14 protein-coding genes are annotated in these 12,531 nt (G+C 43.0%); 6 read left to right on the forward strand and 8 right to left on the reverse strand.

Going from position 1 to position 12,531, the window contains the following annotated elements:
* Nucleotides 1-2 precede the first annotated feature (2 nt).
* The 6 genes from E1160_RS17195 to E1160_RS14705 all read right to left on the reverse strand — a co-directional run bounded on the left by E1160_RS17195 (nucleotide 3) and on the right by E1160_RS14705 (nucleotide 2,978).
* On the reverse strand, nucleotides 3-485 hold the full coding sequence (locus tag E1160_RS17195; protein ID WP_218048930.1) for a COG4648 family protein: 483 nt from the start codon (nucleotides 483-485) through the stop codon (nucleotides 3-5).
* A gap of 73 nt (nucleotides 486-558) precedes the next feature.
* A complete protein-coding gene (locus E1160_RS14685; RefSeq protein WP_155156508.1) occupies nucleotides 559-807 on the reverse strand; it encodes an acyl carrier protein in 249 nt (82 codons plus the stop codon).
* A 3-nt stretch (nucleotides 808-810) separates the two neighbouring features.
* Entirely contained in the window at nucleotides 811-1,071 is a 261-nt protein-coding gene (locus E1160_RS14690) for a phosphopantetheine-binding protein (RefSeq protein WP_155156510.1), read from the reverse strand.
* Nucleotides 1,064-1,834 (reverse strand): lysophospholipid acyltransferase family protein, encoded by a 771-nt coding sequence (locus tag E1160_RS14695; RefSeq protein WP_155156512.1) that lies wholly within the window; start codon nucleotides 1,832-1,834, stop codon nucleotides 1,064-1,066. The genes E1160_RS14690 and E1160_RS14695 overlap by 8 nt, the downstream gene beginning before the upstream one ends.
* The gene (locus E1160_RS14700; RefSeq protein ID WP_155156514.1) at nucleotides 1,827-2,567 is read right to left on the reverse strand and encodes a beta-ketoacyl synthase chain length factor; all 741 of its coding nucleotides are present in this window, start codon (nucleotides 2,565-2,567) and stop codon (nucleotides 1,827-1,829) included. The genes E1160_RS14695 and E1160_RS14700 overlap by 8 nt, the downstream gene beginning before the upstream one ends.
* A gap of 15 nt (nucleotides 2,568-2,582) precedes the next feature.
* A complete protein-coding gene (locus tag E1160_RS14705) occupies nucleotides 2,583-2,978 on the reverse strand; it encodes a hypothetical protein (protein ID WP_155156516.1) in 396 nt (131 codons plus the stop codon).
* Between the two features lie 211 nt (nucleotides 2,979-3,189).
* On the opposite strand from E1160_RS14705, the gene E1160_RS14710 reads away from it, so the two are divergent.
* On the forward strand, nucleotides 3,190-3,738 hold the full coding sequence (locus E1160_RS14710; protein WP_155156518.1) for a 4'-phosphopantetheinyl transferase family protein: 549 nt from the start codon (nucleotides 3,190-3,192) through the stop codon (nucleotides 3,736-3,738).
* A 216-nt stretch (nucleotides 3,739-3,954) separates the two neighbouring features.
* Here the strand turns inward: E1160_RS14710 and E1160_RS14715 are convergent, their stop codons facing one another.
* Together E1160_RS14715 and E1160_RS14720 are read right to left on the reverse strand one after the other, a co-directional pair.
* Nucleotides 3,955-6,045 (reverse strand): 3-hydroxyacyl-CoA dehydrogenase NAD-binding domain-containing protein, encoded by a 2,091-nt coding sequence (locus E1160_RS14715; RefSeq protein ID WP_155156520.1) that lies wholly within the window; start codon nucleotides 6,043-6,045, stop codon nucleotides 3,955-3,957.
* A 31-nt stretch (nucleotides 6,046-6,076) separates the two neighbouring features.
* The gene (locus E1160_RS14720; RefSeq protein WP_155156522.1) at nucleotides 6,077-6,904 is read right to left on the reverse strand and encodes an alpha/beta hydrolase; all 828 of its coding nucleotides are present in this window, start codon (nucleotides 6,902-6,904) and stop codon (nucleotides 6,077-6,079) included.
* A gap of 143 nt (nucleotides 6,905-7,047) precedes the next feature.
* Between E1160_RS14720 and E1160_RS14725 the strand changes: the two genes are divergently transcribed.
* The 5 genes from E1160_RS14725 to E1160_RS14745 are packed head-to-tail and all read left to right on the forward strand — an operon-like array spanning nucleotide 7,048 to nucleotide 12,529.
* Entirely contained in the window at nucleotides 7,048-9,342 is a 2,295-nt protein-coding gene (locus E1160_RS14725; protein WP_155156524.1) for a bifunctional salicylyl-CoA 5-hydroxylase/oxidoreductase, read from the forward strand.
* A complete protein-coding gene (locus E1160_RS14730) occupies nucleotides 9,339-10,094 on the forward strand; it encodes an SDR family NAD(P)-dependent oxidoreductase (protein WP_155156526.1) in 756 nt (251 codons plus the stop codon). Before E1160_RS14725 ends, E1160_RS14730 begins: the two co-directional genes overlap by 4 nt.
* Before the next feature lie 8 nt (nucleotides 10,095-10,102).
* Complete coding sequence (locus E1160_RS14735; RefSeq protein WP_155156528.1) at nucleotides 10,103-10,570, forward strand: MarR family winged helix-turn-helix transcriptional regulator; 468 nt, start codon at nucleotides 10,103-10,105, stop codon at nucleotides 10,568-10,570.
* Nucleotides 10,551-11,366, forward strand: a complete 816-nt coding sequence (locus E1160_RS14740; protein ID WP_218048932.1) for an enoyl-CoA hydratase family protein — start codon at nucleotides 10,551-10,553, stop codon at nucleotides 11,364-11,366. Before E1160_RS14735 ends, E1160_RS14740 begins: the two co-directional genes overlap by 20 nt.
* On the forward strand, nucleotides 11,366-12,529 hold the full coding sequence (locus tag E1160_RS14745) for an acyl-CoA dehydrogenase family protein (protein WP_155156530.1): 1,164 nt from the start codon (nucleotides 11,366-11,368) through the stop codon (nucleotides 12,527-12,529). Before E1160_RS14740 ends, E1160_RS14745 begins: the two co-directional genes overlap by 1 nt.
* Nucleotides 12,530-12,531: the final 2 nt, after the last annotated feature.

Here is a 12,531-nt window from a genome sequence, read left to right on the forward strand (position 1 = left end):
TATTAACTACTTTTAGTATGTTTCTTTTTGGCGTAGCGGCGTATAATAAATTCACCACAAAATAATAAGCCGATTAAAAGGTAAGATATAAATCCGTTATATAGAGTCCAGATCTCCAAAGAAGAGAAAAAGACTGTATAGACGGAAATCAAGGCGTTTAGGACAAAAAATCCAGTCCAAATTATAGTAACGTTACGCGTATATCTCACGCCCGCTTCGTTTAGATTTGGTTCTTGCATGCGCGCAAGCCGTTCAATCACTGTTGGTGGCTTGATCAGCGAAATTAGAAAAACCCCACCGAGACCGACGCTGACTAAGACCGGATAAAATTTAATCGCCGCAAGTTGATTAATAAAAAACAGTCCCACAAAACACAGAATAACCGGTGTCAAATAAACTTTAGGGGGGGTGATCGTTGGTTTCAAAAGCAACAAGCGGCACATAATTAAGACAGAAATTATCCCTACAAAAATTATAGGGGACAATTTCTGGATACCCAAATAAACCAGAAAAGGGTAGGTGATACTGAGCAGCGTCAGTATGATATCTATAAGGGTTTTATTTTTCTGAGACCAAGGCACTGACTTGATCTACCACATCCGCAACAGTGCGTACGGTTCGAAATTCTTCTGGTGCAATCTTTTTACCTGTCAGGTCTTGAAGTTTGATCACAAGATCAACGGCATCAATACTGTCAAGATCCAGGTCTTCGTATAAACTAGAATCCAGAATTACATCCTCTTCCGGGACATCAAACAATTCGACTAAAAATCCTTTAAGGTGGTCGAGAATTTCTTCACGAGTCATTTATTAATCCTTACGATTTTTTGATATAAATTCAGCTAGATTTTTAACAGAGGAAAAATAGCTTTTTACATCTGGATCTTGTGCATCAATCTTTGCACCATATTTTTTCTGAACCGCCATACCAAGTTCTAGAGCATCAATAGAATCTAAGCCCAAACCTTCTACAAATAATGCATCATTCTCATCAATTTCATCAGAAGAAATGTCTTCTAAATCCAAGGATGAAATAATCAGCTCTTTAATTTCTTCAATTAGCTTATCCATCTAATCGACTTTCATTATAATAAGTTTCAATATCTTTGGTGAGATGACGAACTGCTATCGATTTCCGTTCCTGCCGCAGATACGGTTCTATTTCCCATATTTGATCATAACTGACAACAAAATCCGCACGTCTTGATGGTACTTTATACCATGGCACGCCTTTGGATAGGGTAATAGGGTTACATTTAATCTTTAACATGCATAAATCTGCCCGTGCCCCCAAAGCCACATTGGCAAATCCACGCTTAAACTTCAGCTTCTGGTTTGGCTTGCTCCTAGTGCCCTCTGGAAAAAGAATTACATTCTCCCCACGCTCTAAAATATCCTCACAGGCTCTTAACAATTCTTCGGGATCTTCATTGTTGCGAATATATCCAGCTGCTCGCACAGGGCCGCCTAAAAACTTATTATCAAACAAAGCTGCTTTCACGACACATTGTGCTTTGTCCATCATGGACATCATGACGACAACATCGATAAGGGTTGGATGATTGGCAATAATCAATATACCTTTCAATCCTTTTAAAGCCTCATGACCAGACAAATGAAATCTAAACAACCCAAAACCACTCAGCAGGAAAACAAAGCATCGAAAAGTTCTATGAATTAGCTTTTGGCTTCTTTCATGTCGAAGTGTTGCATCTTTTGTGGTCAAATTTACGACTGGAAAAACCAGAGTTGTCAGCACAACACCGCCTAGACCGAATAGACAGAAGCAAAGACCAGTCCCCAAAATACGCCAGAGATAATTTAAGTTAGTCATCCGAATATTTCACAGTCCAACTTAAATTACCAACGCGCCAATGCCACTCTTCTGTGGCATTTGAAAGGAATCGAATAAACGATTTCAAACTATTCTTTTTAGTTGGTTCATTATCTGCAGCTGAAGCGATCATTTGCTTTCCGCCTACCTTAGCCGTTTGCTTTCTTTCAATGAGTAAAGCAATTGCTTGTGTTTCTTTATTTTCTGAAACTTCATAGAAATCAGGTAAAGGCGCATCATAATAGACAAGAAGAACTTTATGCTGACAACTTTCGGAAAGTAATGTTACAGCTTCGAGTAACGCAGCTTGAAAACTCTCTGCACCCGCCGAAATTGCTGTATGTGGCGCTTTATTCTTCTGAAAAATAGAAAAGACACCGGCAATTGCATTGTGGACAGACATGGAAAATTTTGCAGGAGAGACTAATGCTTCAGCTTCCAATTCCTGAAAAAGGGAGAGCGTGTTGGCCGCGTCACCATGGCGCGAAGAAAAAATAAGATGTATATCGGATGGCAATTGCTGATCTTTTAACACATTCAAAGCCACACGAAATACCATACGTCCTGTATCCTTTAACCGGCGACGTTGCATCATAGGCATTTCAGTTAGTTGAATTTTTTCATCACTGGATTTGGGCCCAATATTTTCCAATTGTGCCCAGTTTTCTTCCATATATAAACCAGGTATCCAAGCAGACCAAGCCGCTATGTTAAATTCAAAATTTGGCGTCATTCCAATAACTTGAATTTAATTCTGTCTAGCTAAACGCGACAAATTTATCCGAATATCATGTTCTAAATTCCGTATCCAGCGATTGTAATTTGTATGAATGTTACCATTCTTATATTTAAGGTTTTTACTATCAACATACTCAATACTGAATTCCGTTTCAGTGAATGTAATATCGACCATAGATACATGTGTGCGAATATATAACGAAGCAGCAATTTTATTGGACGAACGTTTCTCCATCACCCAACCTCTAACTTCACCCGCCTGCATAATAGCTTCCGCCACATCATCCAATGTCACATTGCTGTTAGAGTATGAAAAGGTTTGATTAGTTACGTTATAAACAGGCTTGGTCACGCAACCAGCCAAGATCACACAAAAGAATAATGCAGAAAGAAAACGTTTGCTCATTTCTATTTTTCCCAATTTAATACAGCCAAAAAATACATAGCGTAGATTCTCAAAAAATCGGCTATATTACTAACCAGAATTTCACTTTCTGCAATCAAAAATAGCCTGTAATTTTTTTCATTTCCCCCACCTGTAACGAATTAAAATGCTCAAACTCTGCCAACTCTCAATTCACTCTCCGTTTAGCCAGTTTTTGATCAAAGAATATGCAATGGAAGAAGATTTTAAATATGCCTCTCACTTCAAGCGGACGGAAAGGCAACAACAAAGCCTGCTTGGCGCATGTATGGGAAAAATATTGGCGTCCTCATTTACGGAAACACATCCTCTTGATTGGAAGGTATTAAGAAAAAATCGCAATATCCCAATTTTATCATCAGATAAAAAAAATGATCCTATATATCTGAGTATTAGCCATAGTCAGGATCAAGTCCTTGTGGCAGTCAGTACAAAATATAACATAGGTATTGATATAGAAATAATGAAACCAACCAGAGATATTGGCCGTATCATCGGGATGATCACCCCGCATATTTCCGAAACACTTCCAAAAACAATGGACGAATTATACGTTATCTGGACACAATTCGAAAGCTACTACAAAGTATCAGGCTATGCTCAGCTTCCAGCTCTTCCTAGACATATCAACAGTCATATCTCTAGCTTAGTTACCAAAAACAATCAGATAAGTCACATCTTCTGGGGGAGCAAAAAAGAACATGCCCATATAAGCTTGTGCCTTTCGACTTGTTCTATATAATTTCGGCTGTTCAGAACTAGTATTTCCTGATTATGATCCTGTTATGGATAACGTGGATATTTAATGAAAAAGTTCAAATTTTTAGGCGCTTGAAGATAGTTAAGTCAAGATGACATATGCGGAAGTGATATCTTCTTTAAAAATTTTGGTCTTTCCAAGAGAATTTGCAAGGAACAGCTATCTAACCTTTTCGCTTCGTTTAGTCATATACGTTGTTTAACTATTTAGATCGGAGAATGTCTTACCTTCGGCTACAAGTTTTTCGAGTAGGGAAGCGGGTTCCCAGAACCAATTATCTTCATTTTGTAATGCTTTAATGTCGTGTAAGATTTTAGCTAGACCCAATTGATCCGCATAATGCATCGGGCCACCTTTCCAGCGTGGAAAACCATAGCCATGAATCAGGGTCAGGTCGATATCAAGGGGGCGATGTGCAATGCCTTCTTCCAAAATTTTACAAGCTTCATTAATCATAGCAAGTAGGTAGCGTTTTGCAATTTCGTCAGTAGAGATATGCCTTGGTGAAATGCCTCTCTCATTACGTTCTTGATTGATTAATTCAAGGACTTCAGGGTCTTCCACGCCATTTGGATTTAGTTCATCATATAGATAGTATCCGCGCTTAGTCTTGCGTCCAAAACGACCCATTTCACATAGTTTTTCCATATAGTTAGTGACAAGTTCGCGTGGATCACGGATGGCAGCCCGCCGTTTTCTTGATGCCCACGCAATGTCAATTCCTGCGAGATCGCTGACCGCATAGGGACCCATGGCAAATCCAAACTTCACAATTGCTTGATCGACTTCATAAGGGCTGGCACCTGCGATGACGGCCGCATCGGCAGCAAGGCGATAGCGCATCATCAGCCGATTGCCGATAAAGCCATCACAAACACCTGAGCGCACAGCAATTTTTCCAAGGCGTTTGGCAAAGTCAAAGCAATTGGCTATGATCTTTGCATCAACCTGATCAGGTATGACAATCTCCAATAACTTCATGATATGTGCTGGGGAGAAGAAATGTAATCCGATAACATTTTGAGGGCGTGTTGTTGTCTGTGCAATTTCATTGAGGTCTAGATAAGATGTGTTTGAAGCCAGAATGCAATGGTCTGGACAATAGGATTCAAGTTGTTGGAAGACCGCTTTTTTGGCATCGAAATCTTCAAAAACGGCTTCGATAACTAAATCAGCATTTTTAAAGATTGAGTATTCTGTTGTGGCGATAAAGCTAGCTTCTATTTCATCATATCTTTTGGCACTTATGCGCCCTCTTTTGACAGCACTTGCCAGCATTTGGAAAACCGTTTGTTTTCCTTTTTGGGCCGCTTCCTCATCTCTTTCGACCATGCAGGTGTTATATCCTGCCAGAAGACAACTAACGGCAATACCTGCCCCCATGGTGCCACCGCCGACAATCCCTATCTGAGAAACTGAACCTGATTTTATATTTGCCAGATCGGGTAGCTTGGCCGCTGCACGCTCTGCAAAGAAAACATGCGTTAGTGCTACTCTTTGATCGCTTTCTCTGAGGGACATAAATATAGCACGTTCTTCTTTCATGCCATCAGCGAATGAATGGCTAGCAGCCATGTTAAGGGCCTCTAAGCATTTTAAAGGTGCGATTTGGCCACGGAATTTTTTCTTTAAAGTTTGCTGCCAATTGGATGCAATTTTTGGCTTAAGTGCTTCACAAGTTAAGCTGGAGAGGCGCTTGATCGGTGCTTGGTTGTTTAATATTATATGTGCAAAAGCTTTACCTGCTTGCAGTGCATCGGTCTCATCGGAGAGGTCATCAATAAGACCAATTTCCAAAGATTCGCTGGCGGACACAGGTTTCCCAAAAGTGGCTATTTCTATAGATTTCTCAATACCGATTAATCGAGGAAGTCGCTGAGTACCGCCCGCACCAGGGATAAGGCCCAATGTCACTTCAGGCAGGCCAAGTTTAGCATCTTTTAAGGCGACCCGAAAATGTGCGCCTAAAGCAACTTCAAGGCCACCGCCTAAAACCGAGCCGGCCAGAGCGGCTATGACAGGTTTCGTGCATTCTTCAATGATTTGAATTGTGTCAGGAAGGCTAGGTTCTTTTGGGGGAAGGTTGAACTCGCGAATGTCCGCACCGGCGATGAAATGTTTTCCTTGTCCATATAGGATGATTGCTTCGACATCAGTATCTTTTTGGGCTTCTGTGATAGCGTTAACTAAACTTTCTCGTATGGTTTGTGAAAGTGCATTGACTGGCGGATTGGAGATTTCAATAAATGCAAGATTATCTTCCATTGTGAGCGATACAGAGCCCGTCATGAATTTGCCTTTCTAAAATAATATGCTGAGTTTAACGGTGATCCAATAACGCATTTACGAATGGGCTATCAGAATCCTTAAGACCATTAATGACTGAAAAATGGTGATATGTGGACTCAACAACAAGTCTGGCGTTTGTGGCAGTTTTCCCCCATGCCTCAGAAATCAATGCTGATTGGCGTATAAATTCTGGTCTTTCTTTGCCTCCGACCCAAGCAATAACTTCCGCTTTACCTATCGGTTTATGGAGTGCGGAACTTTCGCTTATGCAAGAATCTTCATCTAAGCCAAGAATGTCATTCATCGCATGTAAACGAAGTGGTCTTAAATCATGGAGGCCGCTAATTGATATAACACGTTGAATACGTTCGATCAGATGAGTAGGAAGATCTATATCATCACAGATCATTCTTGTAGCCAGATGTCCACCGGCAGAATGGCCTGCTAGAAAGATGGGTCCCTCAATTAAATCAGCTGTGGTTTCAAGAGCTCGACAGATTTGTTGGGTGATGTGGGGTAAAGTTGCATCAGGTGCCAAGGTGTAGCTCGGCATTGCAACTGCATATCCTCTATCTACAGGGCCTTTTGCTAGGAAAGACCAATAGGATTTGTCGAAAGCTTTCCAGTAGCCGCCATGAATGAACATGACCAACCCTTTTGGGGCGTCTTCGGGGAGAAAAATATCTAGTTTTTCACGTTCTGCCTGACCATAAGAAATATCAAGTTTACCATTTGCACATGATTGACGAAAAGCGTCGGATTGTTGCGACCAACTATCCGGATATTTATGGGCATTCTCTATATAACTGCCATTTTCAAATGCGTCTTGCCAGTCGATGCCTGATGTCTGATTGCTCATTTGATCCTCCTGAAGAAGTGAAAATATGTAGCAAGAGAGCCGATTTATTTCAAGCTTAAAATTTTAAGCTTGAAATAAATTTTGGATGCCATATAGTTTTGGGCAATTGAACGAATTTTCTTCAGGCAGGGAGAGCTTTTGCAATGAAGATCTTATGTATGGGCGGCGGCCCGGCGGGTTTGTATTTCGCGATCAGTATGAAGTTGCGTGATCCGTCACATGAAGTGACGGTTTTAGAGCGTAATAAGGCGAATGATACTTTTGGGTGGGGAGTCGTTTTATCCGATGATGCGCTTGAGCGTATGGAGAAGAATGATCTGAAAAGTACAGAAACGATCCGTGATCATTTTGCTTACTGGGATGATATCGCAGTAGAGCATAATGGTGTTCGCACTGTCTCGGGAGGGCACGGTTTTGCGGGAATTGGCCGCCGCCAAATGTTGGTAGATCTTCAAGCAAGAGCAGCAGAGCTTGGTGTTGATATGCAGTTTGAGACTGAGTTTAAAGCAGCAGAAGAATATCGCAAAGATTATGATCTTGTCGTGGCAAGTGACGGGATTAATTCCTTGGTTCGTAGAGAATATGAACAACAATTCCAGCCAGATATTGATATGCGTGAATGTAAATTCATCTGGTTAGGCACGCATCAAAAATTTGATGATGCATTTACATTTATCTTTGAACAAACAGAGCATGGCTGGATGTGGGCGCATGTTTATCAGTTTGATGATAATACAGCGACTTTTATTGTGGAATGTCAGCAAGCTACATGGGATGCATGGGGCTTTGAAGATATGACGAAAGAAGAAACCGTTGAGACATGTCGCAAAGTATTCGAGAAATATCTAAGTGGGCACGAATTGATGTCCAATGCAGCCCATTTAAGAGGGTCAGCTGTCTGGATGAATTTCCCAAGAGTTATTTGTGGTAAATGGTATCATGAAAATGTGGTGTTAATGGGGGATGCTGCTGCGACAGGTCATTTCTCTATTGGGTCGGGGTCTCGTTTGGCATTTGATAGTGCGATTGCGTTGGCAGATTATCTTCATAGCGAACCGGATATGGAGCAGGCTTTTGAACGTTATCAAGAAGAACGTCGACTGGAAGTTTTACGCCTTCAATCTGCTGCGCGCAATTCACTAGAATGGTTTGAGCAGGTAGAGCGCTATCTTAATCTGGATCCTGTGCAGTTTAACTATTCTTTATTGACCCGTTCGCAACGGATTAGTCATGAAAATTTACGCCTTCGCGATCCAGCATGGGTGGAGACAGCGGAACGTTGGTTCCAAACTAAGTCAGGAATGGCGGAGGATGCACCTGTGCGTCCGCCAATGTTTGCACCTTATAAATTGCGTGAAATGGAATTGGATAATCGGATCGTTGTCTCCCCTATGGCACAATATAAGGCTGTTGATGGATGCCCGGCGGATTGGCATTTAGCACATTATGGGGAGCGTGCTAAAGGTGGCGCTGGTTTGGTTTATACAGAAATGACCTGTGTTAGTGCGGAGGGTCGAATTACACCGGGATGTCCTGGGTTATATGCCTCAGAACATGAGCTTGGCTGGAAGCGTATTGTTGATTTCATCCATCAAGAAACGTCAGCAAAAATTTGTTGTCAGATTGGACATTCCGGTCGTAAAGGTTCGACCCAAGTTGGCTGGGAAACTATGGATGCGCCTTTGGAAAACGGTAATTGGGAGGTTATATCCGCCTCTGCAATTCCATGGTCATCAAAAAATACGATGCCACGCGAAATGACGCGAGAAGACATGGATGACGTGCGCGATCAATTTGTGGCTTCTGCAGAGATGGCCGATCGTGCAGGTTTTGATATGATAGAACTACATGCGGCACATGGATATTTGATTTCGTCCTTTATCTCACCAACATCCAATCAACGTTCTGATGAATATGGTGGAACGCTTGACAATCGTATGCGTTATCCTCTGGAAGTATTTCAGGCGATGCGTGCGATTTGGCCAGAGGATAAGCCAATGTCGGTCAGAATTTCTGCCAATGATTGGGTGGGCGAAGAGGGGGTTACTCCTGAGGACGCGGTGGAAATTGCCCGTTTATTTGCGAAGGCGGGTGCAGATATTATTGATGTGTCTGCGGGTCAGACTTCAACAGATGCAAAGCCTGTCTATGGGCGGATGTTCCAAACCCCATTTTCTGATCGTATCCGTAATGAGGCGGGCATTAAAACCATGGCTGTCGGGAATATCTATGAAGCAGATCATGTGAATTCGATCTTAATGGCGGGACGTGCAGATTTAGTGGCCGTGGGGCGTCCGCATTTATCCGATCCCTATTGGACGTTGCATGAGGCAACTCGTATTGGTGATCGTCATGCTATATGGCCTTTGCCCTATGAGGCAGGGCGGGATCAGGCTTGGCGATTGGCAGACCGTGAGGCGGAGATTATTCGAGTATGAGGCTGTCCGATCAAAACCTATCTGGTAAAAATGTTTTAATCACTGGCGGTGGCAGTGGTGTCGGCGCTGCTTTGGCTGTTGCTTTCGTAAATGCGGGAGCCACTGTGGTGATTGCAGGCCGCCGTCTTGAGGTATTGGAAAAAACAGCGGTTTATTCTTCGGCAATTACACCAATAGTCGCAGATGTGACGAATGAAAGTTCCGTTGCCGATTTATTTAAAACTGCAGGTCAACAAGATGTGGTTGTTGCAAATGCGGGTGCAGCAGAAACAGCACCTTTTGGAAAGGTAAGTCTAGACTCCTGGGATAGAATGATTGCTGTTAATCTAACAGGTGTTTTCTTAACATTGCAGGCTGGCCTCAACCAGATGAACGGCTGGGGGCGCTTAATCAGTGTTGCCTCAACGGCAGGTTTGAAAGGATATCCATATGTTTCGGCTTATACAGCTGCAAAACATGGTGTTGTAGGTCTTACAAAATCCCTAGCACTTGAAGTTGCGAATAAGGAGATTACGGCCAATGCTTTATGCCCGGGGTTTTTGGATACGGAAATGACGGAAAAATCCGTTGAGAATATTGTTGAGAAAACAGGTATGACCTCTGAACAAGCAAAATTGAAATTGGCAGAACATAATCCGCAACAACGCCTTATCCGTCCCGAAGAAGTCGCAGCAACCGCTCTTTGGCTTTGTGGGGCTGGTTCTGAAAGCATTAATGGACAGGCGATCTCTATATCCGGCGGTGAAGTATGATGGGGGAAATGACACTGAGCCTACGCCGCCTGAGAGCATGGTTACGCCTTTTACGTTTGGTGCGTGGGTTAGAAAACCAATTACGAGAATTTTTGCGCGTGGATTATAACACGACTTTGCCTCGATTTGATGTGGCGGCTGCACTTTATCGTCATGACGGACCATTAAAGATGAGTGATCTGAGTAAGCAGTTGCTGGTTTCAAATGGCAATGCAACCTCAGTTGTGGATCGTCTGGAAAAAGAAGGTAAAGCAAAACGGGTTCCTCTTAAAGAAGATAAGCGTGTTGTTTTGGTTGAGTTGACAACAGAGGGGCGTGAATGGTTTAGCGAAATTGCCAAGTCACATGAAAAACAAGTGAATAAAATATTTTCAGGGTTAACGGATCAAGATTTGGATCAGTTACGAGACCTTATCAGAATTGTAGAAATAACCAATCGTATCACGGAAAGTGTGAATGATGAAAAAAATGCATGATTTAAAACCTCAATATTTTCAATGGGAATGGCAGGACCGGGTTGCGACAATTCGTTTGAATCGTCCCGATCGGAAAAACCCATTGACCTTTGAAAGTTATGCAGAACTTCGCGATACCTTCCGAGCGATGGTTTATGCAGAAGATGTTGATGTGGTTGTATTTACTTCGAATGGGGGTAATTTTTGTTCCGGTGGCGATGTGCATGACATCATTGGCCCGCTTACCAAGATGGATATGAAAGGACTATTGGCTTTCACGCGTATGACAGGTGATTTGGTTAAAGCCATGATCAATTGTAGCAAGCCGATTATTGCAGCAGTAGATGGGGTGGCTGTTGGGGCCGGCGCGATTGTCGCAATGGCTTCTGATATCCGTCTGGCGACACCGGAAGCAAAATGCGCGTTTTTGTTTACCCGTGTTGGGCTTGCAGGATGTGATATGGGGGCATGTGCCATGTTGCCGCGTATTATTGGGCAGGGGCGTGCAGCAGAACTATTGTATCTGGGGCGAAGTATGAGCGCGGAAGAAGGGCATTCATGGGGCTTCTGGAATGCGCTTCATTCTGCAGATGATATTGAAAATGAGGCACAAAAAATGGCGGCACGATTAGCGGCAGGTCCGGTCTTTGCGCATGGCATTACTAAAACGCAACTAAATCAAGAATGGAATATGGGGCTGGACCAAGCCATTGAAGCAGAAGCACAGGCGCAAGCTATCTGTATGCAAACACAGGATTTTGAACGTGCTTATAATGCGTTTGTTGCAAAAGAAAAACCAGTGTTTGAGGGGAACTGATGGCAGATAAAAGTTTTCTAGACTGGCCGTTTTTTGAGCCAAAGCATAGACAATTATCAGAGGCTTTAGAAGTCTGGGCTGCGCATAATCTTGTTGATGTTGATCATGGTGATACAGATGCGACCTGCAAGAGGCTGGTTCAGATGTTGGGGGCGGAGGGTTTCTTAAAACATTCAGCTATTGATCCAAAAACAGGATCCGGTTTGGATGTTCGCAGTCTTTGTTTAATTCGGGAAACTCTTGCTCGTTATGATGGACTTGCCGATTTTTCTTTCGCGATGCAAGGTTTAGGGACTGGTGCGATATCGCTTTTTGGAACTGATGAACAGAAAAATCATTGGTTACCTCTTACTCGATCCGGCGAAGTAATTTCAGCTTTTGCGCTGACTGAACCTCAATCCGGATCAGATGTGGCTAACTCTACAATGACGGCGACACGCGATGGGGATAATTATATCCTTAATGGTGAGAAGACATGGATATCAAATGGTGGTATCGCGGATATGTATACTTTATTTGCCCGCACCGGTGACGCACCGGGCGCGCGCGGTTTATCCGCTTTTGTAATTCCTGCTGACATTTCGGGTTTAACGATTGAAGAAAGATTAGAAACTATTGCCCCGCATCCTTTAGCGAGATTGAAATTTAATGATTGTCGAATTCCAGCTTCATCAATGTTAGGCGATGCTGGACAAGGCTTCAAAATTGCTATGTCGGTCTTGGATGTGTTTCGTTCTACCGTGGCTGCCGCGGCTTTAGGATTTGCAAGACGTGCTTTGGATGAAGCGTTGGAAAGAGTTTCATCGCGTCAAGTGCAGGGAGCTCCCTTGTTCGATTTGCAAATGGTGCAAGGACATATTGCTGATATGGCGATGGATGTGGATGCGGCAGCTCTTTTGGTTTATCGCGCCGCGTGGATAAAGGATATGGGGGCATCGCGCATCACACGCGAAGCGGCGATGGCAAAATTGTTTGCTACAGATCAAGCGCAGCAAATTATTGATAAGGCCGTACAATTACATGGGGGAGATGGTGTGAAGTCAGGAGAAACCGTTGAAAGGCTATATCGTGATATTCGTGCCTTGCGTATTTATGAAGGCGCATCTGATGTTCAACGCATTATTATCGCCCGACAAACAATGACTGATTTTATGGGAGGATAAAG

This window comes from Curvivirga aplysinae, from assembly GCF_009711445.1.
Lineage (GTDB): Bacteria > Pseudomonadota > Alphaproteobacteria > UBA8366 > Aestuariispiraceae > Curvivirga > Curvivirga aplysinae.

What these genes read in the sequence shown, in the direction of transcription:
- E1160_RS14685 (WP_155156508.1), bottom strand. Translation starts at nt 807, where the DNA reads ATGACTCGTGAAGAAATTCTCGACCACCTTAAAGGATTTTTAGTCGAA.
- E1160_RS14690 (WP_155156510.1), bottom strand. Translation starts at nt 1,071, where the DNA reads ATGGATAAGCTAATTGAAGAAATTAAAGAGCTGATTATTTCATCCTTG.
- E1160_RS14695 (WP_155156512.1), bottom strand. Translation starts at nt 1,834, where the DNA reads ATGACTAACTTAAATTATCTCTGGCGTATTTTGGGGACTGGTCTTTGC.
- E1160_RS14700 (WP_155156514.1), bottom strand. Translation starts at nt 2,567, where the DNA reads ATGACGCCAAATTTTGAATTTAACATAGCGGCTTGGTCTGCTTGGATA.
- E1160_RS14705 (WP_155156516.1), bottom strand. Translation starts at nt 2,978, where the DNA reads ATGAGCAAACGTTTTCTTTCTGCATTATTCTTTTGTGTGATCTTGGCT.
- E1160_RS14710 (WP_155156518.1), top strand. Translation starts at nt 3,190, where the DNA reads ATGGAAGAAGATTTTAAATATGCCTCTCACTTCAAGCGGACGGAAAGG.
- E1160_RS14715 (WP_155156520.1), bottom strand. Translation starts at nt 6,045, where the DNA reads ATGACGGGCTCTGTATCGCTCACAATGGAAGATAATCTTGCATTTATT.
- E1160_RS14720 (WP_155156522.1), bottom strand. Translation starts at nt 6,904, where the DNA reads ATGAGCAATCAGACATCAGGCATCGACTGGCAAGACGCATTTGAAAAT.
- E1160_RS14725 (WP_155156524.1), top strand. Translation starts at nt 7,048, where the DNA reads ATGAAGATCTTATGTATGGGCGGCGGCCCGGCGGGTTTGTATTTCGCG.
- E1160_RS14730 (WP_155156526.1), top strand. Translation starts at nt 9,339, where the DNA reads ATGAGGCTGTCCGATCAAAACCTATCTGGTAAAAATGTTTTAATCACT.
- E1160_RS14735 (WP_155156528.1), top strand. Translation starts at nt 10,103, where the DNA reads ATGACACTGAGCCTACGCCGCCTGAGAGCATGGTTACGCCTTTTACGT.
- E1160_RS14740 (WP_218048932.1), top strand. Translation starts at nt 10,551, where the DNA reads ATGATGAAAAAAATGCATGATTTAAAACCTCAATATTTTCAATGGGAA.
- E1160_RS14745 (WP_155156530.1), top strand. Translation starts at nt 11,366, where the DNA reads ATGGCAGATAAAAGTTTTCTAGACTGGCCGTTTTTTGAGCCAAAGCAT.